The following is a 23,696-nucleotide window of genomic DNA, read 5'->3' on the forward strand; positions in this document are numbered from 1 at the left end:
GGATCAGGCCACCAGCTTCCAGGGCAATGCCTCACCCGAACGCAGCGGCTTCAGCTCGGCCTCACCGAAGGCAAAGCTCTCGGGCGGCGTCCAGCTTTCGCGCTTCAGCGTGATGGTGCCGGTGTTGCGCGGCAGGCCGTAGAAGTCCGCGCCGTGGAAGCTCGCGAAGCCTTCCAGTTTGTCGAGCGCTCCGGCGACATCAAACGCCTCGGCGTACATCTCGATCGCGGCGTGCGCGGTGTAGCAGCCGGCGCAGCCCGTGGCGTGCTCCTTCAGGTGCGCCGGGTGCGGCGCGCTGTCGGTGCCGAGGAAGAATTTGGCGTTGCCACCCGTGGCGGCGGCCACCAGGGCCTGGCGGTGGGTCTCGCGCTTCAGGACCGGCAGGCAGTAGTAGTGCGGGCGGATGCCGCCGGTGAAGATGGCGTTGCGGTTGTAGAGCAGGTGGTGCGCGGTGATGGTCGCGCCGAGGTGGCGATCAGACCCGGCCACGTACTGCGCGGCCTCCTTGGTCGTGATGTGCTCCATCACGACCTTGAGTTCGGGGAAGTCGCGGCGCAGCGGGATCAGTTGCTGCTCGATGAACACGGCCTCGCGGTCGAACAGGTCGATGTCGGGGCTGGTGACTTCGCCGTGCACCAGCAGCAGCATGCCGGCCTTCTGCATGGCTTCGAGCGTCTTGTACGTCTTGCGGAGGTCGGTCACGCCGGCGTCGCTGTTGGTGGTGGCACCGGCCGGGTAGAGCTTGGCGGCGACCACGCCGGCGTCCCTGGCACGCGCGATCTCGTCGGCCGGCAGGTTGTCGGTGAGGTACAGGGTCATCAGCGGTTCGAAGGCCATGCCCGCGGGCACAGCGGCGCGGATGCGCTCGGCGTAGGCCAGGGCCTGGGCCGCGGTGGTCACCGGCGGCTTGAGGTTGGGCATGATGATCGCGCGGCCGAACTGGGCCGCCGTGTGCGGCACCACGGTGTGCAGGGCCTCGCCGTCGCGCACGTGCAGGTGCCAGTCGTCGGGGCGGGTGATGGTGAGGGTTTGGGGGGAAGAGACTGGGGCGTTCATGCCCCGGATTCTCCCACCGCTGCGCCGCCTGCGGCGTCACCCCCTCAAGGGGGCGCAGCCAGCGGCCCGGCAAAGCCGGTTCCGCGGCTGCCTTGTCAGAGCCTCGGCAAGCGAACGGTTCCGTCAGGCCTTGGCCGCAGCGGCCAGGTGTTTTTCCAGGTCTTCCCAGAACACATCCACCGTGCCCTTGGCCTTGCGCGTGCCGGGCCGCTCGCGGTAGATGCGGATGTCCAGCGAGGTGTCCAGTCCCTGCCCTGCGCTCACCAGCCGCTTGCCTCGCAGCTCGCGCCGCACAGCGCTGGCGGGCAGGAACGCGACGCCGTGGCCCTCGAGCGCCATGGCCTTGAGGCCTTCGGACATGTCGGTTTCGTAGATGCGGTCCAGGTGCACCGGCGTCGGGCTCTGCTTGAGCACCTGCTCCACCGCACGGCCCATGTAGGCGCCGGGCGCATAGGCCAGGTAGGGCAAGGGGTGGGCCACCGTGCCGGGCAGCGTGAACAGCGGTTCGCCCTGCTCGTTGGGCTTCACGAACGGCGCCAGCGTCTCGCGCCCGAGTGGCAGCATCTCGTAGCGCGCGGCGTCGAGCTGGATCGGCTGCGAGGTGTGGTGGTAGGCGATCAGCAGGTCGCAGCTGCCTTCAACCAGCCGCATCACGGCATCGTGCACGTTGAGCGCGATCAGGCGGCTCTTGATGGGACCGCAGCTCTCGCGCAGGCCCGAGAGCCAGGCCGGAAAGAAGGTGAAGGCCAGCGTGTGCGGCACGGCGAACTCGATCACGTCCTGCGCCGCGGCGGTGTGGGCGCGCAGCATGGCGCGTGTGCTCTGCAGCGCCTGCAGCATCTCGATCGACTGGTCGTAGAGCGTCTGCCCGGCGGGCGTGAGCCGCGTGGGATAAGACGAGCGGTCCACCAGATCGGTGCCGGCCCAGGCCTCCAGCGACTGGATGCGGCGCGAGAACGCGGGCTGGGTCACGTGGCGCAGCTGCGCCGAGCGGCTGAAGCTGCGCGTTTCAGCCAGGCTCACAAAGTCTTCCAGCCACTTGGTTTCCATGGCCGCGGATTATGCGCGCGGGGGAATCCGGCCGCTGTTTGACGCTTTGCGATCCCGGGCATCCGTTACGATAGCCAAAACCTAGGGTTAACCCTGATATCTCACGACATGACACAGAATCCGCCCCCCGTCTTCCCGTCCCGCATCGCCCACGCCGGCCTGCGCCAGAAAATCATGTCGGCCGACGCGGCCGCCGCCCTCATCGAACACGGCGACCACGTGGGCATGAGCGGCTTCACCGGCGCCGGTTACCCCAAAGCCATTCCACTCGCGCTGGCGCAGCACATTCAGACGCACCACGACGCGGGCAAGGATTTCCGCATCGGCGTCTGGACCGGCGCCTCGACCGCGCCCGAGCTCGACGGCGCGCTCGCCAAGGTCGGCGGCATGGACATGCGCCTGCCCTACCAGTCGGACCCGACCTGCCGCGCGCGCATCAACGACGGCGAGATGGCCTACATCGACATCCACCTCTCGCACGTGGCGCAGTACGTGTGGTTCGGTTTCCTCGGCAAGCTCAACGTGGCGGTGATCGAGGTCGCGGGCATCCTGGAAGACGGCCGCCTGATCCCGGCCACCTCGGTGGGCAACAACAAGACCTGGCTGGACCAGGCCGACAAGGTGATCCTGGAGGTCAACCACGGCCACACCCTGGGCCTGGAAGGCATGCACGACATCTACTACGGCACCGAGCGCCCGCCGCACCGCAAGCCGATCCCCATGACGCACGCGGGCGACCGCATCGGCGAGCCCTACCTGCGCTGCGACCCGGCCAAGGTGATCGCCATCGTCGAGACGAACCTGCCCGACCGCGACACGCGCTTTTCGGCGCCCGACGAAGCCTCAAAGCGCATCGCCGGCCACCTGATGGCCTTCCTGCAAGACGAAGTGAAACAAGGGCGCCTGCCGCCCGAGCTGCTGCCGCTGCAGTCGGGCGTGGGCAACATCGCCAACGCCGTGATGGAAAGCCTGAACGATGGCCCGTTCAATGACCTGCAGGGCTACACCGAGGTGCTGCAGGACGGCATGCTGGCCATGCTCAAGTCCGGCAAGATGGCCATGGCCTCGTCCACCGCGCTCTCGTTTTCGGCGCCTGTGATGCAGGAGTTCCTGGCCAACCTGGACTTCTACCGCGAGCGCATCGTGCTGCGGCCACAGGAGATCAGCAACCACCCCGAGGTGATCCGCCGCCTGGGCATCATCGCCATGAACGGCATGATCGAAGCCGACCTCTACGGCAACGTGAACTCCACCCACGTGATGGGCACGCGCATCATGAACGGCATCGGCGGCTCGGGCGACTTCGCGCGCAACGCCTACCTTTCGGTGTTCATGACGCCGTCCACCGCCAAGGGCGGCAGCATCAGCTGCATCGTGCCCATGGTCAGCCACGTGGACCACACCGAACACGACGTGCAGATCATCGTGACCGAACAGGGCCTGGCCGACCTGCGCGGCCTGTCACCGCGCCAGCGTTCGCGCCGCATCATCGAACGCTGTGCGCACCCCGACTTCCAGCCCGCGCTGCTGGACTATGTGGAACGCAGCGAGGCCAACGCCCGCGCGGGCCACGCGGGCATGCACACGCCGCACCTGCTGGACGAGGCACTGTCGTGGCACAGCCGGTATGAGCAAACGGGCAGCATGAAGTCTCAGTCGGAGCCCGACTGCTGCAGCGCCCACATCCCTGCGTAGGTGCCGCCTCTGGACACGAGGTCGGCGTGCGTGCCACGCTCGACGATCTCGCCATTGACGAGCACCAGGATCTCGTGCGCATCCACCACCGTCGACAAGCGGTGCGCAATCACCAGCGAGGTCTTGTTGCGCGCCGCGCTCTTCAGCTCCGCCTGGATCGCGCGCTCGTTGGCCGAGTCCAGCGCCGAGGTCGCCTCGTCGAAGATCACGATGGGTGGGTTCTTCAGCAGCGTGCGCGCGATCGCCACCCGCTGCTTCTCGCCACCCGACAGCTTCAGGCCACGCTCGCCCACCGTCGTGGCGTAACCCAGCGGCAGCTTTTCGATGAAGCCGTGGATGTGCGCGGCCTGCGCCGCGGCCACCGCGGCCTCGTGCCCCGCGTCGGGCCGGCCATAAAGGATGTTGTATTCGATGGTGTCGTTGAACAGCACCGTGTCCTGCGGCACGATACCGATGGCCTGGCGCACGCTGGACTGCGTGACCTCACGGATGTCCTGGCCGTTGATGGTGATGCGGCCACCACCGTGCGGACCGCCCGGCTCATGGTTCGTCACATCGTAGAAGCGGTAAAGCAAGCGGGCCAGCGTGCTCTTGCCCGAACCCGAAGGCCCGACCACCGCCACCGTCTTGCCCGCCGGAATGTCGAAACTGATGCCGTGCAGGATCTCGCGCGCCGGTTCGTACGAGAAACGCACGTTCTCGAACTTCACCGCAGGCGGGCCGTCGAGCACCAGCGGCTGCGCGCCCGGCTGGTCGGCGATCTCGCGCTCCTTCTCCAGCAGCACGAACATCTTGTCCAGATCGGTCAGGCTCTGCTTGATCTCGCGGTACAGCACACCCAGAAAACCCAGCGGGATGTAGAGCTGGATCATGAAAGCGTTGACCATGACCAGGTCGCCCAGCGTCATGTGGCCCTCGGCCACGCCCTGCGTGGCCCGGTACAGCATCAGCACCAGTGCCACCGCGATCACCAGCTGCTGCCCGGTGTTGAGCAGCGAGAGCGTGGTCTGGCTCTTGATGCGCGCACGGCGCAACTTCTCCAGCGCCTCGTCGTAGCGCCGCGCCTCGAAGGCTTCGTTGTTGAAGTACTTGACGGTCTCGTAGTTCAGCAGCGAGTCGATGGCGCGCGTCTGGCTGGTCGATTCCAGCTCGTTCATCTCGCGCCGGAACTTGGTGCGCCACTCGGTCACGGTCACGGTGAAGCTCACATAGAGCACCAGCGCCACCAGCGTGATCCACACATAACCCATGTCGAACTTGGTGCCCAGCAGCGTGAGCACCATCACCACCTCGATGAGCGTGGGGAAGATGCTGTAGAGCGAGTACGAGATCAGCGACTGCACGCCGCGCGTGCCGCGCTCGATGTCGCGCGTCATGCCGCCGGTCTGGCGCTCCAGGTGGAAACGCAGGCTCAAGGCGTGCAGGTGGCCGAACACCTGCAGCGCGATGCTGCGCGTGGCGCCCTCGGTGGCCTTGGCGAACACCAGCTCGCGCAGCTCGGTGAACAGGCTGGTGGACAGGCGCAGCAGGCCGTAGGCCAGCAGCAGGCCCAGCGGCACCACCAGCATCGCCTCGACGCTGCCGGGCTTGATCGTCATCGCGTCCACCAGCTCCTTGAGCAGCAGCGGCACGCCCACGTTGGCCATCTTGGCCGCCACCATGAAGCCCAGCGCAAAACCGACGCGCCATTTGTATTGCCACAGGTAGGGGAACAGGCGCTGCAACGTGGCCCAGTCGGAGCGGCGCGGCGCCGGCCCGGCAGCGGTGTCCGGCCCGGCGGGCAAGGGAATGGAGGCACGGGACGAAGAAGAGGGGCGCATGCGGGACAATGGGGCAAGAGTTATTCAGAGATTGTGCCCATGTCCAACGAATCAAGCCCCCGCCCGGAAACCACCTTGCCGCAAGACCGTGAACTCGTGCTCAAGGTCATCCCGATGCCGGCCGACTGCAACGCCAACGGCGACATCTTCGGCGGCTGGGTCATGGCCCAGGTCGATCTGGCGGGGGCGGTGGTGCCGGCCCGCTACTGCCGGGACCGCATGGTCACCGTGGCGGTCAACCAGTTCATCTTCAAGCAACCGGTGCGCGTGGGCGACATCCTGAGTTTCTTCGCCCACGTCACGCGCATCGGCAACACCTCGATCACCGTGCAGGTCGAGGTGTTCGCCGAGCGCTTTGGCACCCAGGGTCAGTACGTGAAGGTGACCGAGGCCAGCCTGACCTACGTCGCCATCGGACTGGACGGCCGGCCGCAGCAGATCCCCCGCGAGGGGTGGCAGCCGCCCGCCTGATCGGGCCCCGGCCCGGGGTGGGTCCGGCTAAGATTGTCCATGGACAAATTCTTTCCATGGAGCCACAACCCCGATGCCACCCGAAACCAAAACCGCCCGGCAGTCCAGCGCACCGGTGAAGAAGAGCGTGCGCGTGCGCGATGTGCCGGCGGTGACCCGGTCCATCGCCATCCTGCGGCTGCTGGGGCGAACCAACCAGGCCATGGGCGTCAAGGCCATCGCCGACGAGCTGGGCCTGGTGCCCAGCACCTGCCTGCACATCCTGCGGGTGCTGGTGAGTGAAGAGCTGGTGAAGCTGGAGCCGGGCACCAAGCACTACGCGCTCGGCAGCGGCATGATCAGCCTGGCCCGCAGCGTGCTCAAAGGGGGAAGTTTTGCCCAGCTGGCCCAGCCAGGGCTGGACCGGCTGGCGTCGGCCTATGGCGTGACGGCGATGGGCGTGGAGGTGACCCCCAAGCAGACGGTGGTGGTGCTGGCCCTGTCGAAGTCGGACCAGCCGTTCCGCGTGCACACCGATGTGGGCAGCCAGTTTTCGTCCCTGGTGAGTGCCACCGGGCGCCTGATCGCCGCGTACAGCGGTGACAACTGGACCGTGCTGCGCAAGAAGTTCGGGGCCATCGAGTGGGACAAGGCCCCGGGCTTTGCCCAGTGGAAGAAGGAAGTCGAAGAAACCCGGGTTCGGGGCTGGAGCGTGGACCGCGACAACTTCATGAGTGGCATCACGGTCGTGGCGGTGCCCATCTTCGAGCCCTCGGGCCGCCTCATGCACACGCTGGTGGCCGTCGGCCTGTCCAGCCAGCTGAATGCGGCCGCCACGTCGCAGCTGGCGGCCGCGATGCAGCGGGAAGCCCGGTCGATCGCGGACCTGCTGCTCGACCGGCACTGACGCCACCCGCCGGCCGCGCTCCGGACCGGCCTCAATCGACCCGGATGTCGGCGCGTTTGATCACCGGCTCCCACTTCCTGCGCTCGGCGTTCGCGAAGTCGGCCAGTTGCGCAGGCGTCCCGCCCGCGGGGTCAAAACCCAGCTCCAGCAGGCGCTGCCGGGTTTCCGGTTGCATCAGCACCTTGTTGACGGCCGCATTCAAGGTCTGGATGACCGCCGGTGGCGTGCCCCTGGGCGCATAGAGGGCGTTCCAGGCCACCACCTCGAACCCGCTGAAGCCCTGCTCCGCCACGGTCTTGACACCCGGAACCAGGCCGCTGGGCTGGGCCGAGGTCACCCCCAGGGCCCGCACCTTGCCCGAAGCCAGGTGGGGGCGCAGCGCCGTCGGGGTGTCGACCACCGCCGGGAGTTGCCCGCCCAGCAGGTCCGTCATGGCGTTGCCCGAGCCCTTGTACGGCACGCCGAAGAGCTCCACCGACGAGAGGTCCTTCAGCAACTCGACCACCAGCCGCGCGGTGGTGCTGGGCATGGCGATGTCGGCGCTGCGCGGGTTGCGTTTCGAAAGGGCCACGAGTTCGGCGGCCGAGGTGATCCGCGAAGCGCTGTTCACGGCCATCACCATGGGGAAGGTGCCGACGAGCGCGATCGGCTCAAAGTCCAGCGCGGGATCGAACGGAAGCTTGCCGTACAGAAACGGGTTGAGCACATGGGTGGCGTTGGTGCCCATGGTCAGGGTGTACCCGTCGGGCGCGGCCTGCTTGACCAGTTCGGTGCCGAGGTTGCCCCCGGCGCCGGCGCGGTTCTCGATCACGATCGGCTGCCCCAGGTCCTTGGCCATCAGGCCGGCCAGGTAGCGGGTGGCGATGTCGGTGCCCTGCCCTGCGGCGTAGGCGACGACGATCTTGATGGGCCGCGACGGGTAGGGCTGCGCGTGGACGGCCATGGTGGTCGTCAGTGCGCAAGCGGCGGTGATGAAGATGTTGAGCAATCGCATGTCTGTCTCCTTCTATTGTGATGACCAAATGGCCTTTAGGTACGGGGTCCGGGCGCGGCCCCCGTGTCTCGCAGTCGCTGACGGTCTTCCTTTGAATAGCCCAGGCCGGTCAGCACGGCCTCCGTGTCCTGGGCAAAACCCGGCGGCCGCTTGCCCGGCGACCCGGGTGTTCCCAGCAACCTCATGGGGGAGCGCAGGCCGGTGTAGTGGTCGCGGCGGACGACGATGTCGCGGTGTTCGCAGTGCGCGTGCGCGAGCGCCTGCGGCACCGAATTCACCGCGCCGGCCGGCACGCCCGCCCGCATGAGCGCTTCGCACAGCGGCCCGCACGCCCGGTCTGCGATGGCCGCCTCGATCACCGCCTTCAGCGCGGCGCGGTGGCCCACGCGCAGGCTGTTGGAGGCAAACCGCGCGTCGTCCGGCAGGTCGGGCAACCCCAGGCAGGCGCCCAGGCGGCGGAACTGAGCGTCGTTCAGGATGCCGATGAACAGCTCCCCGTCCTGCGCCCTGAACTTGTCGTACGGGGCGATGTTCGGGTGCGCACTGCCCAGCAGCCGCGGCGAGTCCTTCGAGGCGAACCAGTTGGACGCGTGCGGCAGCAGCAGGCTGAGGGCCGTGTCGTACAGCGTGGCCTCCACCCGCTGCCCCCGCCCGCTGGCGTGCCGGGCCTGCAGTGCCATGAGGATGCCGGTCAGGGCGACGTAGCCGGTGAGGTGGTCCACGATGGGCATGCCCACCCGCGTGGTGCCGCTGCACTCGTCGCCGTTGATGCTCATCAGGCCGCACATCGCCTGCAGCACGGCGTCGTATCCGGGCAACCCGCCGAGCGGGCCGTCGTTGCCGAAGCCGGTGATGCTGCAGTGGATGAGCCGGGGGTAACGCGCCGACAGCGTCTGCTCGTAGCCCAGCCCCCAGCGCTCCAGCGTGCCCGGCAGGAAGTTCTCGACCAGCACGTCCGCATCGGCCAGCAGGCGGTGGAGCACGTCCTGCGCCTCCGGCTTCGACAGATCGAGGCTGATCGCCTGCTTGCCCCGGTTGAGCGCCAGGAAGTACGCTGCGTTGCCCTCGCCGTCGAACGGCGGCCCGAGGCCCCGGGTCTCGTCGCCCGAAGGCGGCTCGACCTTGACCACCTGGGCGCCGTGATCCGCCAGCATCTGGGTGCACAGCGGTCCCGCCAGCACCCGGGTGAGGTCCACGACCTTCACGCCGTTCAGTGCGCCACTGGCGGTGGTGGTCATGGTCTTCAGCCCTTGGAAGGCAGGATGACGATGCCGCTGCCGATCACCGAGAGTTCGTCGTTCTGGTTGCGGGCTTCCTGCTCGATCTCCACCATGTGCTGGCCGTTCTCGATGAACTTGCGCTTGACCTTGGCCTTGATGAACAGCATGTCGCCCTCGGGGTTGTGGCGGCGGATCTTGCAGCTGGCCTTGTGCAGGAAGCCGGCGTCACCGATCCAGTTGGTGAGCTGGTGCGTGAGCCACGAGGTGCGCTCCGGACCGTAGTCGTAGGCACCGGGCGCGCCCACTTCCAGCGCGAAGTCTTCTTCCCAGTGCACACGCTCCGGGCAGTCGGGGATGCCGAAGCGGTTCTTGATGCCGACGCCCGGGTGCTGGTCGATGAGTTTCCAGGCCAGCTTGTTGGCGCGGATGTACAGACCGCCCCAACCCTGGGCGTAGGCGATGAACCCCGTCACGGTCATCGGGCCCTTGAACATCACGGGCAGGGCTTCGCCTTCCTTCACGTCTTCCCAGTAGCGGGGCGTGGCACCGCGGATTTCTTCGTCGCGGTACAGCTGGTAGGCCGCGCCCAGCTCTTCATCGGTGTAACGGCGCGGCGCGCTCGACCGGGCCTCGGTGTACTTGGTGCCCTGCTCGCGGGCGTGGTCGCGCTCGGTGCGGAAGCACCAGCTGTCGGCTTCGGCCACCTTGTCACCGGTCTGGTTGAAGAAGTCCACGTGGTAGGTCTGCTGGACGGCACGACCGGCGAAGCGGGTCTGGTGCTCGACCAGGTCCTTCAGGTGGGCTTCGGTGTGGATCTCGTCGTTGCGGTGCACCGGCTTGTGCCAGGTCCAGTCGGCACCCGACCACATGGCGTGCACGCCCGGCAGACCACCGACGTAGCCCGACACGATGCGGCTGGTCGAAAACAGGAAGCTGGGCAGCGCCACGATGCCACCGTGGTGGCTCTTGGCCGCGTAGTCGGGATCGCACCAGAGCGGGTTGTCGTCGCCGATGCCGTGGGCGTAGTGGCGGATGTTGTCGCGTGTGGCCTCGTGGCACCAGGGTTCGACGGTGTGGCCGATCTTGACGCCGATGCGCTCGCGCAACTCGTCGAGGCCGCTTTCGGTGATCTTGGGAAACTGGCGGGGTTCGGTGCTGGACATGTGGTCTCCTGGGGTGGTTGGGTGAATGGGTGAACGAATGGGGTGGGTGATCAGGACGCCGTCGCGACCGCAGCAGCGAGCTCCTGCTCGCGCAGCTTCTTGCGGTGCACTTTCCCGGCGGGGGTCTTGGGCAGTTCGGGCACGACGGCAACGTGGCGCGGGTATTCGTGCTGGCTCAGCTTGTGGCGCACCAGGTCCTGGATCTCTTCGGTGAAGGCCTCGGACTCGGGCCGCGCGCTCACGACAAAGGCCTTGACCACCTGTCCGCGCACGGCGTCGGGCACGCCGATGGCGGCCGCCTCCAGCACATCGGGGTGCATGAGGATCACGTTCTCGATCTCGACCGCGCTCATGGTCCAGCCGGCCGAGATGATCACGTCGTCGGCCCGGCCACCGTGGTGGAAGTAGCCCGCGCTGTCGATGCGCCCCAGGTCCTTGGTGGGAATCCACTGGCCACGGCGCTGGACCATCAATTGCCCGGTGGTGCCGACGGGACACAGCTGGCCGTCGACGTCGTGCACCTCCACCCGGGTGCCTGGCACGGGCTTGCCGAGCGAGCCGCGTTTCACCCGGAAATCCGGCGCGCCCGGGTAGCTGACCAGCACCACACCGATCTCGGTGGTGCCGTACATGCTGCAGACCTCCAGGCCAAAGGTCTGGTGCACGAAGTTCGCGGTCTCGTCGTCGATGGGCTCGCCGGTGAACGACAGCTTCTCGAAGGCGTAGGTGTAGCGGTCGGCGACAACGCTGTTCTTCATCATGCGGTAGTGCGTGGCCGCGGCCGACATGTTGGTGAAGCGGTGTTCTGAGAGGGCCTGCAGCAGCCGCTCGGGCTTGAAGCGCCCGCTGTAGGCACCCACCGTCAGGCCGAGGGCCAGCGGTGCCAGCGTGCCGTGCCACAGCCCATGCCCCCAGGCCGGCGACGAGGGACAGAAGAAGCGGTCACCCGGGCGCAGACCGGTGCCGTACAGCGCCGCCACCATCAGGGTGATCAGGGCGCGGTGTGAATGTTTGACGGCGTCGGGCAGCTCGCGGGTGGTGCCCGAGGTGTACTGGAACACCGCCAGGTCGTCGGCCCGCGTCTTCACCTCAAAGGTCGAGGGCAGGTGCTGGATGGACGACAGGAAGTCGGCGTTGAAGACCAGCACGCCATCGCCAACGATGGACCGCGCCACCGCCTGCTTCTCGTCGTTGGTCACCAGCAGCGCCGGCTGGCAGTCGTTGACACGCAGGCGGATGCCGTCGGGGCCGAACAGCGTGAACAGCGGCACCGCGATCGCGCCGCTCTTGATGACGCCGAACATGGCGACATAGAACGCCCGCGAGGGCTCCAGCATGATCGCCACGCGCTGGCCGGGCTGAATGCCCAGCGCCACCAGGTGGTGGGCAAAACGCGAGGAATCCTCGGCCAGTTCTTTGAAGGTGATGACCTCGTCGGCGCCTTCGGCGTTCACCACGATCAGCGCCTCGCGCCCGGAGGCGGCGTAACGGTCCACGCACTCGTGGCCCATGTTCAGGTGTTCGCGGTTGCCATCGAACAGCTCCCACAACTTGTCGTTGGAGAAGTGCGCCTGGGCATCGGCGTAGCTGGTGAAGTCGGTCAGTTTTTTCATGGTGTTCGTCGTTCGTCTGGTGTGGATGAATTCTTGGTGGATTTTCAATTTTTGTCAAATGGCACATTATTTTGTACATAGACAATTTGTCAAATCACCCAAAAACGGTCTTGAGAAGCGCTTCTCCAGCGCATGAACGTCAATGCATCAGCAAGGGGGATATCGGGTGATGGAGGGGCCGGCGGCCTGGCGCGGACAGCGCCCGGGGAGTGCTCCGCGCCGGCACGCGGGCGCGCTGACAAAAAGCCTCACAAGGCCTCGAGGCCCCGATGGTCAGGCGGTGCCGACCGGCATCAAGTGCAGGGACCGTCCGGTCGCGGACAGGCCGCGGCCGGTCACCTCGCCGGAGCGGGTCTCAGCGGTTTCAGGATGGCGCGGGCGACCAGGACGGGCCGGTCTTCGACCTGCACCGAGCCCTCCATGAACACCAGGCTGCCGGTGCGCGCGGTGACACTCGCCCGGGCCAGCGCGAACTGCCCCGCGCGCACCTCGGCGAGGAAGTGCGTGTCGAGCTGCACGGTCACACACGGCGTGCGATCACAGGCCTCCCAGGCCACCGTGCTCAGCACGTGATCGATCAGCGTGCCCAGGGCGCCGCCGTGCACCACCCCGGCGGGGTTCAGGTGCCGGTCTTCGGCGAACAGCCCGTACACCCAGCCAGCGCCCTCGCGTCGCGTCCACAAAGGCCCGGCCAGCCCCATGAAGCCGCCCAGCTGACGGGGCTTCCAGCCTTGCTCCTGCAAACGATCCATCGGTTCCGAACGGGTCATGAGGTCCTCTTTCTGGTGGCTTGGGTGGGGCGATCCCGGTGCAATCAATGGATGCCTTGAAGCAAACAAATTGTACGGACACAATTTCCCAAGCCACCCGGATCGCAGCGGGAAGCCTCAGCGCCAGCGCGAACGCCACTCCGTGTAGATGTGGCCGGCCAGCGCCTGGCTGCCGGACAGGTGCCGCCCGGTGGCGGCGCGCATGCCCACCGGGTCCTGCACGCTGTCCCGGTGCAGCAACACCTGAACCGGGTACACCGCACCCGGGTGCGCCAGCCAGTCGTCGATCTTCTGCGGCGTGATCTCGATGTGGAACTGCATCGCCAGGTGCTGCCGCAGGGCGAAGGCCTGGTGGGCGCAGGCCGGTGAGCTGGCGAGCAGCTCGGCACCGGGCGGCAAATCGACGAAGCTGTCGTGGTGCCACTGGTAGACCGTGGCATCGGGGGCCTCGCCCAGCCAGGTGCGGGCCGTGGCGCTGCCGTTGTGGGTGATGGCATGCCAGCCGATCTCGGGCTGTGCCAGCGTCTCGACGCGACCGCCGAAAGCGCGCGCCATGAGCTGGCCGCCCAGGCAATGGCCCAGCACCGGGATGCCCAGCGCATCGGCCTCGCGGATCAAGGCTTCGGCCTGGCGCAGCGAGGGACGGTCATCGTTGGCGCTCCAGGCGCCGCCCAGCACCGCGAGGCCCTTGAAGCCCGCCACCGACGCGGGGTAGGCCTCGCCGGCTTCGGTGCAACACACCTGCCAACACACCCCCTGTTCATCGAGCCACTGACCGAGAAAGCCCGGACCGTCTTCGTTCAGGTGTTGCAGCACGAGCACGTCTGCATGGGGGATGGGCGATGGGTTCATGGCGCCCATGATGGGTGGGCAAGAACCTGCGTGGGGGACCAATCGGGTGCGGTTGGCGGGGGCCGCCGGGCAGCGGGTCCGTCAGAACCCGCCGTGACGCCCCTGCCCTGCCGCAAAACGCTGGGCGCCCTCCAGCGCGTCGGGGATGCGGGCCTTGCCGCGTTGCCATTCCTGCTGCAGGGCGTCACCCAGCGGCAGATCCCACTGGGCGTAGGCGCTCTCGCGATCGGCGCGCATCGTGGCCTGCGGGAAGGCCGCGAGCTGCCGGGCGAGGGCGATGGCGGCTTCGCGCGCCTGCCCGGTGGGCACCACGCGGTTGGCCAGCCCCATCTGCAGCGCTTCAGCGGCGTCCACCTGGCGCCCAGTGAGGATCAGGTCCATCGCATGGCCCATGCCGATCAGGCGCGGCAGGCGCACGGTGCCGCCGTCGATCAGCGGCACGCCGAAGCGGCGGCAATAGACGCCGAAGTACGCGTCGTCTTCCATCACGCGCAGGTCGCACCACAGCGCGAGCTCCATGCCACCGGCCACGGCCGCGCCGCTGACCGCCGCGATCACCGGCTTGGACAGGCGCAGGCGCGACGGGCCCATGGGGCCGAGGACGCGCGGGTCTTGTGCATCAAAGTCCAGCTGATCCAGACCGCCGGACGCTCCCGATGCGGCGAGCCGGGCACCGTGTTGCAGGTCCCAGCCGGCGCAGAAGTGACCGTGGGCACCGTGGAACACCGCGACCTTGGCGACCGGGTCGTCTTCAAACGCCAGGAAGGCGGCGCGCAGGGCCACCGCGGTGGCGCTGTCCACGGCGTTGCGGACCTCGGGGCGGTCCAGGGTGACGATCCAGATGTCGTCCTGTTTGTCGGTGGTGACGGCTGGGTGGCTCATCGCGGGCCTTCCAGCGCCTGGGCGGGCGGGTCATCCCCCCACCAGCCCACGCGCGGCGCGTTCAGCGCCTCGGCCAGCTCGGCGGCCGTCACCTCGATCTCCATGCGCAGCAGCGCGCCGGCCATGGCCTTGCCCAGGTTGTCGAGCCGCAGGTTGCGCGCGCCGCCGCCCTGCAACGCGCCCTTGAGCACGAACTTGAGCGCCAGGATGTGGGGCAGCGCCCAGGCGTCCACCTCGCCCGGCAGCCAGGGCGCGAAGTGCGCGCGCACGCGCTCGGCCGTGACCTCGCGCTCCAGCAGGCGGTAGCCAGTGGCGTTCCAGGCGAAGAGCCCGAAGTCCACCCAGTCGGCCTTGTCGCCGCTGCGTGCGTGGGCGATGCGGGCCAGGGGAATGCGGGTGTTCGCGCTCATGAAACGTCTCCCATCATCTCGACCCGCACCATCGGCTCCACCTCCGCACGCGGAATCAGCGTCGGCCAGATGCCCAGCAGCTCGCTGGTGTTGTGCAGCCCCATGAAGCCGCAGGTGTAGGCCGGGCCGCTCAAGGCCATCCACGGGAACAGGCGGCCGAAGCCGTCGGCGGCGGCCTTGCTCTGTGTGCGCAACACCATGCGGGTCCAGATTTCGTTCGTGCCGTTCAGCGTGGCCGCATCGGGCAGCGGCGCCAGCGGACCGTGCGCCGAGTTCAGCCCCGGGTGCTCGACAAACAGCTCGTCGTGCGGGATGCGCTTCTCGGCCAGCTGGGTCTGGACGGTGGCGATGGCCGCCTGCGCCTTGTCCCACGCATCGGGCCAGGAGAAGCCCCAGGTCACCTCGGCCTTGAAACCGTCGCGAAAGCCCGCCACCACCTTGAGCCGATCGCCCGGCGCCGTGCCGCGTGCGCCGGTGAGGCGCACACGGTCATGGCCTTCGTCGTGCAGCGTGACGCCGCTCATGTCGAGCACCACGTCGGGCGAGTGGTAGGCGTGCGGGTTGTGCACCTCGTAGAGCAGTTGCTGGCGCACGGTGTCGAAGTTGATCCGCCCGCCGGTGCCGGGTGCCTTGGTGATGAGCGCCGTGCCGTCTTCCCACACCTCGGCGAGGGGGTAACCGATGTGGGCCAGATCGGGGATGTCTTTCCACGCGCCCTGGCTGCCGAAGTTGCCACCGCTGCCCTGGCCGGAACACTCCAGAAGGTGGCCCACGGTGAGGCCCTGCGCCAGGCGGTCCAGCCCGCTGGCGTCGGTAGGCTTCAGGTCCCAGCCCAGGCTGTGCGCGATGGGCCCCAGGAACAGCGCGGCGTCGGCCACGCGGCCGGTGATCACGATCTCGGCGCCCGCCTCCAGCGCCTGCACGATGGGTGCCGCGCCCAGGTAGGCGTTGCCGAACACCAGCCGTTCGCGCACCCGCGCCACCGGTTCGCCGGTGAACAGGTGCACCAGTGCATCGGCCGGCGTCGAGGTGTCCAGCAGGCGCGGCAACACGTCGTCGCCGCTCACCACCGCGATGCGCGCCCGCCAGCCCTTCGCGGCGAAAGCGGCGAGCACCGCCTGCGCCGCACCCATCGGGTTCAGGCCGCCCGCGTTGCAGACGAAGCGCACGCCGCGCGCCTGCATCAGCGGCCACAGCCGCAGCAGCATGGGCACCACGTCGCGCGCGTAGCCGAGCGACGGGTCGCGCTGCCGGTCTTTCTGAAGGATGGCGAGCGTGAGTTCGGCCAGGTGGTCGCTGGCGATGAACTGCACGTCGCCGCGCTGAATGCTGGCGACCACCGGTTCCCAGTGGTCGCCGTAAAAGCCGAGGCCGGCGCCGATGCGGATGGACTTCATGAGGTGTTTCCCGAAGCAGATGGCGCAGCATACGGGTTTGCGCTATTTATGAAAAGCATTTGCTTTGTAAAAATAAATCGCACTGGCGCATCCGCGACTTCCCATGGGGTCAACCCTAGCGTCGGTCTGGTGCAAGGCCGCTATAAACACCGCACAACGTCAGGGCGGCGTGCCACACAGCTTGCAGCAGCGACCTCGGCCCAGACCACCCGAACCACAGGAGACAAGCGCGTGCAATTGCTGCAACTGCTCATCAGCGGCGTGGCCCAGGGGTGCATCTACGGGCTCATCGCCCTGGGTTTCGTGCTGATCTACAAGGCCACCGAAACGGTGAGCTTCGCCCAGGGCGACCTGATGATGGTCGGCGCCTTCGGCGGCCTGGCCGCCATGACGGCCCTGGGTTTTCCGTTCTGGCTGGCGGTGCCGGCGGCCATCATCGGCATGGGGCTGTTTGGCGTGGTGCTGGAGCGCCTGGTGATCCGGCCGATCCTGGGCCAGCCCGCGTTTTCCATCGTGATGCTGACCATCGGCGTGGGCTACGTGCTGCGCGGCCTGATCACCATGATCCCCAACATCGGCACCGACACCCACACCCTGCCCGTGCCCTACGCGGGCGAGTTGCTGCGCCTGGGCACGCTGGTGGTGTCGGCCGAACAGATCGTGGTGATCGGCGTCACCGGCCTGCTGTGCGCCGGGCTGTTCGCCATGTTCCGCTACTCCAAGCTGGGCGTGGCCATGCAGGCCTCGTCGCAGAACCAGCTCGCCGCCTACTACATGGGCATCCCGGTCAAGCGGCTCAACGGCCTGGTCTGGGGCCTGGCGGCGGGCGTGGCCGCCGTGGCCGGCCTGCTGCTCGCACCCATCACCTTCGTGCACGCCAACATGGGCTTCATCGGCCTCAAGGCCTTCCCGGCCGCCGTGGTCGGCGGCTTCGGCAGCCTGCCCGGCGCCATCGTCGGCGGTCTGATCATCGGCCTCGTCGAATCGTTCTCGGGCTTCTACCTGCCCGAAGGCTTCAAGGACATCGCGCCCTACATCGTGGTGCTGCTGATGCTGGTGCTGAAACCGAACGGCCTGTTCGGCGAAAAACTCCGAAAAAAAGTATGAAGACGCCCAAGCACAGCGAGCGCCGACACCCCAACCAGAGCCACCGCGGAACCGGCTTTGCCGGGCCGCTGGTGGCGCCCCCCCGGGGGGGTAGCGCCGCAGGCGCTGCGGGGGGGATATGAGATTCATTTTCAAAACGGACTACAACCAGGACGTCAAGCTCGCCAAACACGGCGGGCACGTGTTCTGGTACAGCCTGCTGGGCCTGTTCCTGCTGACCGCGCCGTGGGTGATGGAGGAGTACTGGCTGGCGCAGCTCACCTTCGTGCTGATCTACGCCGTGGTGGGCCTGGGGCTGATGCTGCTGGCGGGTTTCACGGGGTTGTTCTCGCTCGGCCACGCGGCCTTCCTCGGCGTGGGCGCCTACACCGAAACGGTGATGGTCAACGCCGGTGTGCCCTTTCCGATTGCGATGGCCTGCGCCGGCCTGCTGGCCGCGGCCGTGGGCATGGTGGTGGGCCTGCCGGCGCTGCGCGTGAAGGGCATCTACCTCGGCATGGCCACGCTGGCCTTCGGCTTCATCGTCGAAGAAGGCCTGGCACGCTGGGAGAGCGTGACCGGTGGCAACTCGGGGCTCTCGGTGAACCCGCCGGCCATGTTCGGCTGGGAGCTGGAGTCCACCAACGAGTTCTACTTCCTGTGCCTGGTGGTCACCGTGCTCGCCACGCTGGCCATCGTGAACCTCATGCGTTCGTCCACCGGCCGCGCCTTCGTGGCGATCCGCGACTCGGAGATCTCGGCACAGAGCATGGGCATCCACCTCGCGCGCTACAAGACCATGAGCTTCGCGCTCTCGTCGGCGCTGGCCGGCATCGGCGGCGCGCTGTACGCGCACAAGATCCAGTTCCTCTCGCCCGACCAGTTCAGCATCATCCAGTCCATCGACCTGCTGCTGATGGTGGTGATCGGCGGGCTGGGCTCCATCCACGGCGCTTTCCTCGGTGCGATCTTCCTGATCGTGATGCCGCAGCTGATCTCGCTCGGCAAGGACTACCTGCCCGAGGCCATCGGCCAGTCCACCGGCCTGCAGGGCACGGTGTACGGACTGGTGCTGATCACCTTCGTGCTGTTCGAGCCCATGGGCCTGTACGGCCGCTGGCTCAAGATCCGCACCTGGTTCCAGCTGTTCCCGTTCTACCGCAAGGGCATGTTCAAGCGGCAGAAGTCGTTCCAGAAATCCGACCGATTGAAATGACCCACCCCCGTTGCTTGCTCACTGCGTGTAGCCGCATCCCCCCTCAAGGGGGCAACACCTGCGCCCCGGCAAAGCCGGTTGCGCGGTGTCCTGGGCTAGTGCATCTGCGCTTGTGCCATTCCTTCTTTGACGGCGCCTCATGACGGACGACATCCTTCTTTCAGCGAAAAACCTCAGCGTGCGCTTCGGCGGCGTGCTGGCGGTGAACAACGTGAGCTTTGACGTGAAGAAGGGCGAGGTGTTCACGCTGATCGGCCCCAACGGCGCCGGCAAGACGACCGTGTTCAACCTCATCAGCCGCATCTACACGCCGACCTCCGGCCAGATCGACTACGCGGGGCCGCACGGCACGCTGCGGCTCACCGAGCAGCCGCCGCACAAGATCGCGGGCCTGGGCATTGCGCGCACCTTCCAGAACATCGAGCTGTTCGAGCATGCAACGGTTCTGCAGAACCTGCTGATCGGCCGCCACACGCACCGCCGCACCGGCCTGTGGAGCGAGATCTTCTTCAGCGGCAAGACGCGCGCCGCAGAGATCGAGGCGCGCGAGAAGGTCGAGCAAGTGATCGACTTTCTCAACCTGCAGCATCACCGCGAATCCATGATCGCCGGCTTGCCCTACGGCGTGCGCAAAGTGGTGGAGCTGGCGCGCGCGCTGTGCACCGAGCCCAAGCTGCTGCTGCTCGATGAACCGTCTTCGGGCCTGAACGTGGAGGAAACCGAAGACATGGCGTTCTGGATCGCCGACATCAAGAACGAACTCGGCATCACGGTGCTGATGGTCGAACACGACATGACGCTCGTGTCCAAGGTGTCCGACCGCGTGCTGGCCATGAGCATGGGTGCCGAGCTGGCCACCGGCACGCCGGCCGAGGTGCAGCGCGACCCCGGCGTGATCGAGGCCTACCTCGGCTCGGTGGACGACGTGTCCAGCCTGCGGCGAGAGAACCACGGAAGGGTCACCGCATGACCGCGCCTGTGACCGACAACGCCGTGCTCAAGTTGCTCAACGTCGAGAGCGCCTACGGTCCCATCAAGGCGATCCGCGGCGTGAGCCTGCAGGTGCGGCGCGGCGAAATCGCCACCGTGCTGGGCAGCAATGGCGCGGGCAAGACCACCATCCTCAAGACCATCAGCGGCATCATCGACCCGCGCAAGGGCAGCATCGAGTTCAAGGGCAACAACATCACCGCGCAAGACCCGGCGCACATCGTGCAGCAGGGCCTGATGCACGTGCCCGAGGGGCGCGAGGTGTTCCCGCTGCTCTCGGTGCGCGACAACCTGATGATGGGCGCCTACACCCGCAAGGACCGCGACGGCGTGGGGCGCGACATGGAGGTGGTCTTCAACTACTTCCCCATCCTGCGTGAGCGCGCCGCGCAGGACGCCGGCCTGCTCTCGGGTGGCCAGCAGCAGATGCTCGCGATCAGCCGCGCGCTCATGGCCAACCCCGACCTGATCCTGCTCGACGAGCCCAGCCTCGGCCTTTCCCCGAAGCTCACCAAGGAGATCTTCGAGATCGTCGTGCGCATCAACCGCGAGCGCGGCACCACCATCCTGCTGGTGGAGCAGAACGCCAACATGGCGCTCAACGCCTCGGACTACGGCTACGTGCTGGAGAACGGCCGCATCGTGATGGAAGACACCTGCGCCCACCTGCGCGAGAAGGACGACATCAAGGAGTTCTACCTCGGCATGAAGGAAGAAGGCGTGCGGGCGGACCGGCGCTGGAAGAAGAAGAAAAACTGGAGATGAAGATGACCCACCCCCGCGCCGCGCTTTCAGCGCGTCACCCCCTCAAGGGGGCAATGCCAGTGGCCCGGCAAAGCCGGTTCCACGGCATTCCCGGTTCAAGTCACGCCTCGCCGAGAACGAGGTTGTTCAGCCAGGGCACCGCGGAACCGGCTTTGCCGGGCCGCCAGTGCCGCCCCCTGGGGGGTGACGCCGCAGGCGGCGCGGGGGGTCTATGAGTTACCTCTGGGATCTCTCCCACATCCAGCCCGAGAACCAGATCGTCGTCCCCGGCGACACGATGACGGCGATCTTCTGGAACGCGGTGAAGCAGCGTGGTCCGAACGTGTGGATGCGGCAGAAGGACTTCGGCATCTGGCGCAGCTGGACCTGGGACCAGACGGCAGAGGCGGTGCGCGAGATCGGCCACGGCCTGATCGCGCTGGGCTTCGGCGAGCGCGAGACCGCGTCCATCCTCTCCAACACCACGGTGGAATGGGTGCTCTGCGACCTCGCGGTGCTCAGCGCCAACGGCGTCTCCAACGGCATCTACCCGACCGACGCGGCCGAGCAGGTCGAGTACCTGTGCCAGGACTCGGGCACCACCATGCTCTTCGTGGAAGACGACGAGCAGCTCGACAAGGCGCTGGAGGTGCGCGACAGGCTGCCGAAGCTGAAGAAGATCATCGTGGACGACATGGACGGCCTGCGCGACCTGAACGACCCGCAGGTGATCAGCCTGGCCGCGCTGCGCGAACTCGGCCGCGAGCACCTGCGACAACACCCCGAGGCATTGAATCAGCGCATCGCCGCCAGCCGGCCCGACGATCTGGCCATCCTGGTCTACACCTCGGGCACCACCGGCCGCCCCAAGGGCGCCATGCACAGCCACCGTGGCCTGGTCCATGCCGTGCACGGCTACAACACGCTGGTGGCGCGCCACGAAAGCGACGAGTGCATGTGTTTCCTGCCGCTGTGCCACATCGCCGAGCGCCTGGGCGGCGAGTACTTCTCGCTCTACACCGGCGGCAAGCTCAACTTCGTCGAGAACCCCGAGACCGTGCCCGAGAACGTGCGCGAGATCGCGCCCACCGTGTTCACCGCCGTGCCGCGCGTGTGGGAGAAGTTCTATTCCGGCGTGATGATCACGCTCAAGGAAGCCAGCAAGCTGCAGCAGGCCGCCTACGCCTGGGCCATTGGCGTGGGCCAGCGCGTGGCCGACCACGTGCTCAAGGGCGAAGCCGTGCCCAGCGGCCTGAAGCTGCAGTTCCGCGCGGCGCGCCTGCTGGTGCTGGACAACGTGCGCAAGCTCATCGGCATCCACCGCGCGCGTTTTCTCGTCACCGGCGCGGCGCCGATCTCGCCCGAGCTGGTGCGCTGGTACCTCGCGCTGGGCGTGCCCATGCTGGAGGTCTGGGGCATGACCGAGACCTGCGGCGCGGCCACCGGCGTGCCGGCGAACCGCATGAAGCCCGGCAGCATCGGCCCGGCCGCGTCGTTCAACGAGGTGCGACTCGACCCCGAGACGAGCGAGATCCTGGTGCGCGGCACCAACGTGTTCATGGGCTACCTGAACCTGCCCGAGAAAACCGCCGAGACCATCGACGCCGACGGCTGGCTGCACACGGGCGACGTGGGCGTGGTCGATGAGGAAGGGTTTTTCCGCATCACCGACCGCATGAAAGACATCATCATCACCGCGGGGGGCAAGAACATCACGCCCAGCGAACTGGAGAACGAACTGAAGTTCTCGCCCTACGTGACCGACGCCGTGGTGATCGGCGACAAGCGGCCCTACCTCACCGTGATCATCATGATCGACCAGGACAACGTGGAGAAGTTTGCGCAGGATGCCGACGTGCCGTTCTCGAACTACGCCAGCCTCACCCGCGCCCCCGAGGTCCAGGCGCTGATCCAGACCGAGATCGACCGCGTGAACAAAAAGTTCGCCCGCGTGGAACAGATCAAGAAGTTCTTCCTGCTCGACACCCAGCTCAGCGCCGAAGACGAAGAACTCACCCCGACCATGAAGCTCAAACGCAAGCTGGTGCAGCAGAAGTACGCGCCCCAGATCGACGAGATGTACCGCTGACCGCTCACCCTTCACCGACCCGCATCAACCCCAAGGAGACCAGCCAGATGAACAAGACATTCCCCCTGATCGGCGCCGCCCTGCTGCTGGCCACCAGCGGCGCGTGGGCGCAGTCGCAAGGCGTGAGCAAGGACGAGATCGTGCTCGGCTCGATCCAGGATTTGTCCGGCCCGCTTGCCGGCTTCGGCAAGCAGATCCGCCTGGGCATGACGCTGCGTGTGGACGAGGTCAACGAACAGGGCGGCATCAACGGCCGCAAGCTCAAGCTGCTGGTCGAAGACTCGGGCTACGACCCCAAGCGCGCCGTGCTCGCCGCGCAGAAGCTGGTGAACCAGGACAAGATCTTTGCCATGGTCGGCCACCTCGGCACGGCGCAGAACATGGCCGCCATGCCGGTGCAGTTCCAGAAGAACGTGGTCAACTTCTTCCCGGTCACGGCCGCGCGCGAAATGTACGAGCCCTTCCACCGGCTCAAGTACAGCTTCGCCGCCACCTACTTTGACCAGATGAAGAACTCGCTGCCCGCCCTGGTGAAAGAAAAGGGCGCCAAGAAGGTCTGCACCATGTACCAGGACGACGAGTTCGGCCTGGAGGTGGTGCGCGGCGCCAAAGAAGGCCTGAAGACCATCGGCATGGAGATGGCCGAAGAGACCAGCTTCAAGCGCGGCGCCACCGACTTCGCCTCGCAGATGCAGAAGCTCGCCTCCTCGCAGTGCGACTTCGTGGTGCTCGGCACCATCATCCGCGAGACGATTGGTGGCATCGCCACCGCGCGCAAGCTCGGCTTCAACCCCACCTTCATGGGCAGCAGCGCGCTCTACACCGACCTGATCCACAAGCTCGGCGGCCCGGCCATGAACGGCCTCTACGCCACCATGACGGTGCAGAACCCCTACACCGACGACGCCTCGCAGCCGATCCGCTTCTGGGCCAACAAGTACAAGACCAAGTTCAACGAAGACCCCACCGTGTTCTCGGTCTACGGCTACAACATCATCGACACCTTCACCAAGGCCGCCGGAAAGACCGGCGCCAACCTCACCACCGACAGCTTCGTGAAGGTGATGGACGGCATGACCATCCCGCCCGACATCTTCGGCAGCGCGCAGGCCACCTTCGGCCCCAACAAGCGCCTGGGCAGCAACGTCTCGCGCATGTCGCAGATCACCGACGGCAAGTGGAAGGTGATTTCCGACTATCCGAAGAACTGAACACCCTTTACCGCGCCGCCTGCGTTGTCAGGCCATGCGTGAAAGCCGCCGAGCCTGGTGCTCCGGCGGCTTTTTTCATCG

General features: G+C 67.1%; 21 protein-coding genes. 9 read left to right on the forward strand and 12 right to left on the reverse strand.

Annotated elements, in window-relative coordinates; genetic code table 11:
* Positions 1-3: 3 nt before the first annotated feature.
* Positions 4-1,056 (reverse strand): dihydroorotase, encoded by a 1,053-nt coding sequence (pyrC, locus tag IM738_RS18075; protein ID WP_236962436.1) that lies wholly within the window; start codon positions 1,054-1,056, stop codon positions 4-6.
* A gap of 123 nt (positions 1,057-1,179) precedes the next feature.
* The gene (locus IM738_RS18080; protein ID WP_236962437.1) at positions 1,180-2,106 is read right to left on the reverse strand and encodes a LysR substrate-binding domain-containing protein; all 927 of its coding nucleotides are present in this window, start codon (positions 2,104-2,106) and stop codon (positions 1,180-1,182) included.
* Between the two features lie 108 nt (positions 2,107-2,214).
* Between IM738_RS18080 and IM738_RS18085 the strand changes: the two genes are divergently transcribed.
* Positions 2,215-3,801 (forward strand): acetyl-CoA hydrolase/transferase family protein, encoded by a 1,587-nt coding sequence (locus IM738_RS18085; protein ID WP_236962438.1) that lies wholly within the window; start codon positions 2,215-2,217, stop codon positions 3,799-3,801.
* On the opposite strand, the gene IM738_RS18090 is transcribed toward IM738_RS18085, so the two are convergent.
* A complete protein-coding gene (locus tag IM738_RS18090; RefSeq protein ID WP_236962439.1) occupies positions 3,759-5,621 on the reverse strand; it encodes an ABCB family ABC transporter ATP-binding protein/permease in 1,863 nt (620 codons plus the stop codon). The two genes, IM738_RS18085 and IM738_RS18090, sit on opposite strands and share 43 nt — an antisense overlap.
* A 39-nt stretch (positions 5,622-5,660) precedes the next feature.
* Here IM738_RS18090 and IM738_RS18095 point away from each other — a divergent pair, with 39 nt between their 5' ends.
* The gene (locus tag IM738_RS18095; protein ID WP_236962440.1) at positions 5,661-6,092 is read left to right on the forward strand and encodes an acyl-CoA thioesterase; all 432 of its coding nucleotides are present in this window, start codon (positions 5,661-5,663) and stop codon (positions 6,090-6,092) included.
* A gap of 73 nt (positions 6,093-6,165) precedes the next feature.
* Positions 6,166-6,978, forward strand: a complete 813-nt coding sequence (locus IM738_RS18100; RefSeq protein ID WP_236962441.1) for an IclR family transcriptional regulator — start codon at positions 6,166-6,168, stop codon at positions 6,976-6,978.
* Positions 6,979-7,009: 31 nt separating this feature from the next.
* Here the strand turns inward: IM738_RS18100 and IM738_RS18105 are convergent, their stop codons facing one another.
* The 9 genes from IM738_RS18105 to IM738_RS18145 form a co-directional block, all read right to left on the reverse strand.
* Positions 7,010-7,972, reverse strand: a complete 963-nt coding sequence (locus IM738_RS18105) for a Bug family tripartite tricarboxylate transporter substrate binding protein (protein ID WP_236962442.1) — start codon at positions 7,970-7,972, stop codon at positions 7,010-7,012.
* 35 nt (positions 7,973-8,007) lie between these two features.
* Positions 8,008-9,210 carry a CaiB/BaiF CoA transferase family protein gene (locus tag IM738_RS18110; RefSeq protein ID WP_236962443.1) on the reverse strand — a complete coding sequence of 401 codons (1,203 nt, stop codon included), beginning with the start codon at positions 9,208-9,210 and terminating at the stop codon, positions 8,008-8,010.
* A 5-nt stretch (positions 9,211-9,215) separates the two neighbouring features.
* Entirely contained in the window at positions 9,216-10,355 is a 1,140-nt protein-coding gene (locus tag IM738_RS18115) for an FAS1-like dehydratase domain-containing protein (protein ID WP_236962444.1), read from the reverse strand.
* Between the two features lie 50 nt (positions 10,356-10,405).
* Positions 10,406-11,968, reverse strand: a complete 1,563-nt coding sequence (locus tag IM738_RS18120) for an acyl-CoA synthetase (protein WP_236962445.1) — start codon at positions 11,966-11,968, stop codon at positions 10,406-10,408.
* A gap of 335 nt (positions 11,969-12,303) precedes the next feature.
* Positions 12,304-12,738 carry a PaaI family thioesterase gene (locus tag IM738_RS18125; protein ID WP_236962446.1) on the reverse strand — a complete coding sequence of 145 codons (435 nt, stop codon included), beginning with the start codon at positions 12,736-12,738 and terminating at the stop codon, positions 12,304-12,306.
* A gap of 117 nt (positions 12,739-12,855) precedes the next feature.
* Positions 12,856-13,590, reverse strand: a complete 735-nt coding sequence (locus IM738_RS18130) for a type 1 glutamine amidotransferase (protein WP_236962447.1) — start codon at positions 13,588-13,590, stop codon at positions 12,856-12,858.
* Positions 13,591-13,671: 81 nt separating this feature from the next.
* The gene (locus IM738_RS18135; protein ID WP_236962448.1) at positions 13,672-14,472 is read right to left on the reverse strand and encodes a crotonase/enoyl-CoA hydratase family protein; all 801 of its coding nucleotides are present in this window, start codon (positions 14,470-14,472) and stop codon (positions 13,672-13,674) included.
* On the reverse strand, positions 14,469-14,882 hold the full coding sequence (locus tag IM738_RS18140) for an AtuA-related protein (RefSeq protein WP_236962449.1): 414 nt from the start codon (positions 14,880-14,882) through the stop codon (positions 14,469-14,471). The genes IM738_RS18135 and IM738_RS18140 overlap by 4 nt, the downstream gene beginning before the upstream one ends.
* Positions 14,879-16,279, reverse strand: coding sequence for an acyclic terpene utilization AtuA family protein (locus tag IM738_RS18145; RefSeq protein WP_236962450.1), 1,401 nt, complete (start codon positions 16,277-16,279; stop codon positions 14,879-14,881). The genes IM738_RS18140 and IM738_RS18145 overlap by 4 nt, the downstream gene beginning before the upstream one ends.
* Before the next feature lie 231 nt (positions 16,280-16,510).
* Here IM738_RS18145 and IM738_RS18150 point away from each other — a divergent pair, with 231 nt between their 5' ends.
* The 6 genes from IM738_RS18150 to IM738_RS18175 all read left to right on the forward strand — a co-directional run bounded on the left by IM738_RS18150 (position 16,511) and on the right by IM738_RS18175 (position 23,615).
* Entirely contained in the window at positions 16,511-17,386 is an 876-nt protein-coding gene (locus IM738_RS18150; protein ID WP_236962451.1) for a branched-chain amino acid ABC transporter permease, read from the forward strand.
* 118 nt (positions 17,387-17,504) lie between these two features.
* Positions 17,505-18,581 (forward strand): branched-chain amino acid ABC transporter permease, encoded by a 1,077-nt coding sequence (locus IM738_RS18155; RefSeq protein ID WP_236962452.1) that lies wholly within the window; start codon positions 17,505-17,507, stop codon positions 18,579-18,581.
* Between the two features lie 139 nt (positions 18,582-18,720).
* A complete protein-coding gene (locus IM738_RS18160; protein ID WP_236962453.1) occupies positions 18,721-19,551 on the forward strand; it encodes an ABC transporter ATP-binding protein in 831 nt (276 codons plus the stop codon).
* Positions 19,548-20,336: an ABC transporter ATP-binding protein gene (locus IM738_RS18165; protein ID WP_236962454.1), complete on the forward strand. Its 789-nt coding sequence runs from the start codon at positions 19,548-19,550 to the stop codon at positions 20,334-20,336. Before IM738_RS18160 ends, IM738_RS18165 begins: the two co-directional genes overlap by 4 nt.
* 211 nt (positions 20,337-20,547) lie before the next feature.
* Positions 20,548-22,404 (forward strand): AMP-dependent synthetase/ligase, encoded by a 1,857-nt coding sequence (locus IM738_RS18170; RefSeq protein ID WP_236962455.1) that lies wholly within the window; start codon positions 20,548-20,550, stop codon positions 22,402-22,404.
* A gap of 47 nt (positions 22,405-22,451) precedes the next feature.
* Complete coding sequence (locus IM738_RS18175; protein ID WP_236962456.1) at positions 22,452-23,615, forward strand: ABC transporter substrate-binding protein; 1,164 nt, start codon at positions 22,452-22,454, stop codon at positions 23,613-23,615.
* Positions 23,616-23,696: the final 81 nt, after the last annotated feature.

The sequence above is a fragment of the Hydrogenophaga sp. SL48 genome, assembly GCF_021729865.1.
Classification (GTDB): Bacteria; Pseudomonadota; Gammaproteobacteria; order Burkholderiales; family Burkholderiaceae_C; genus Hydrogenophaga.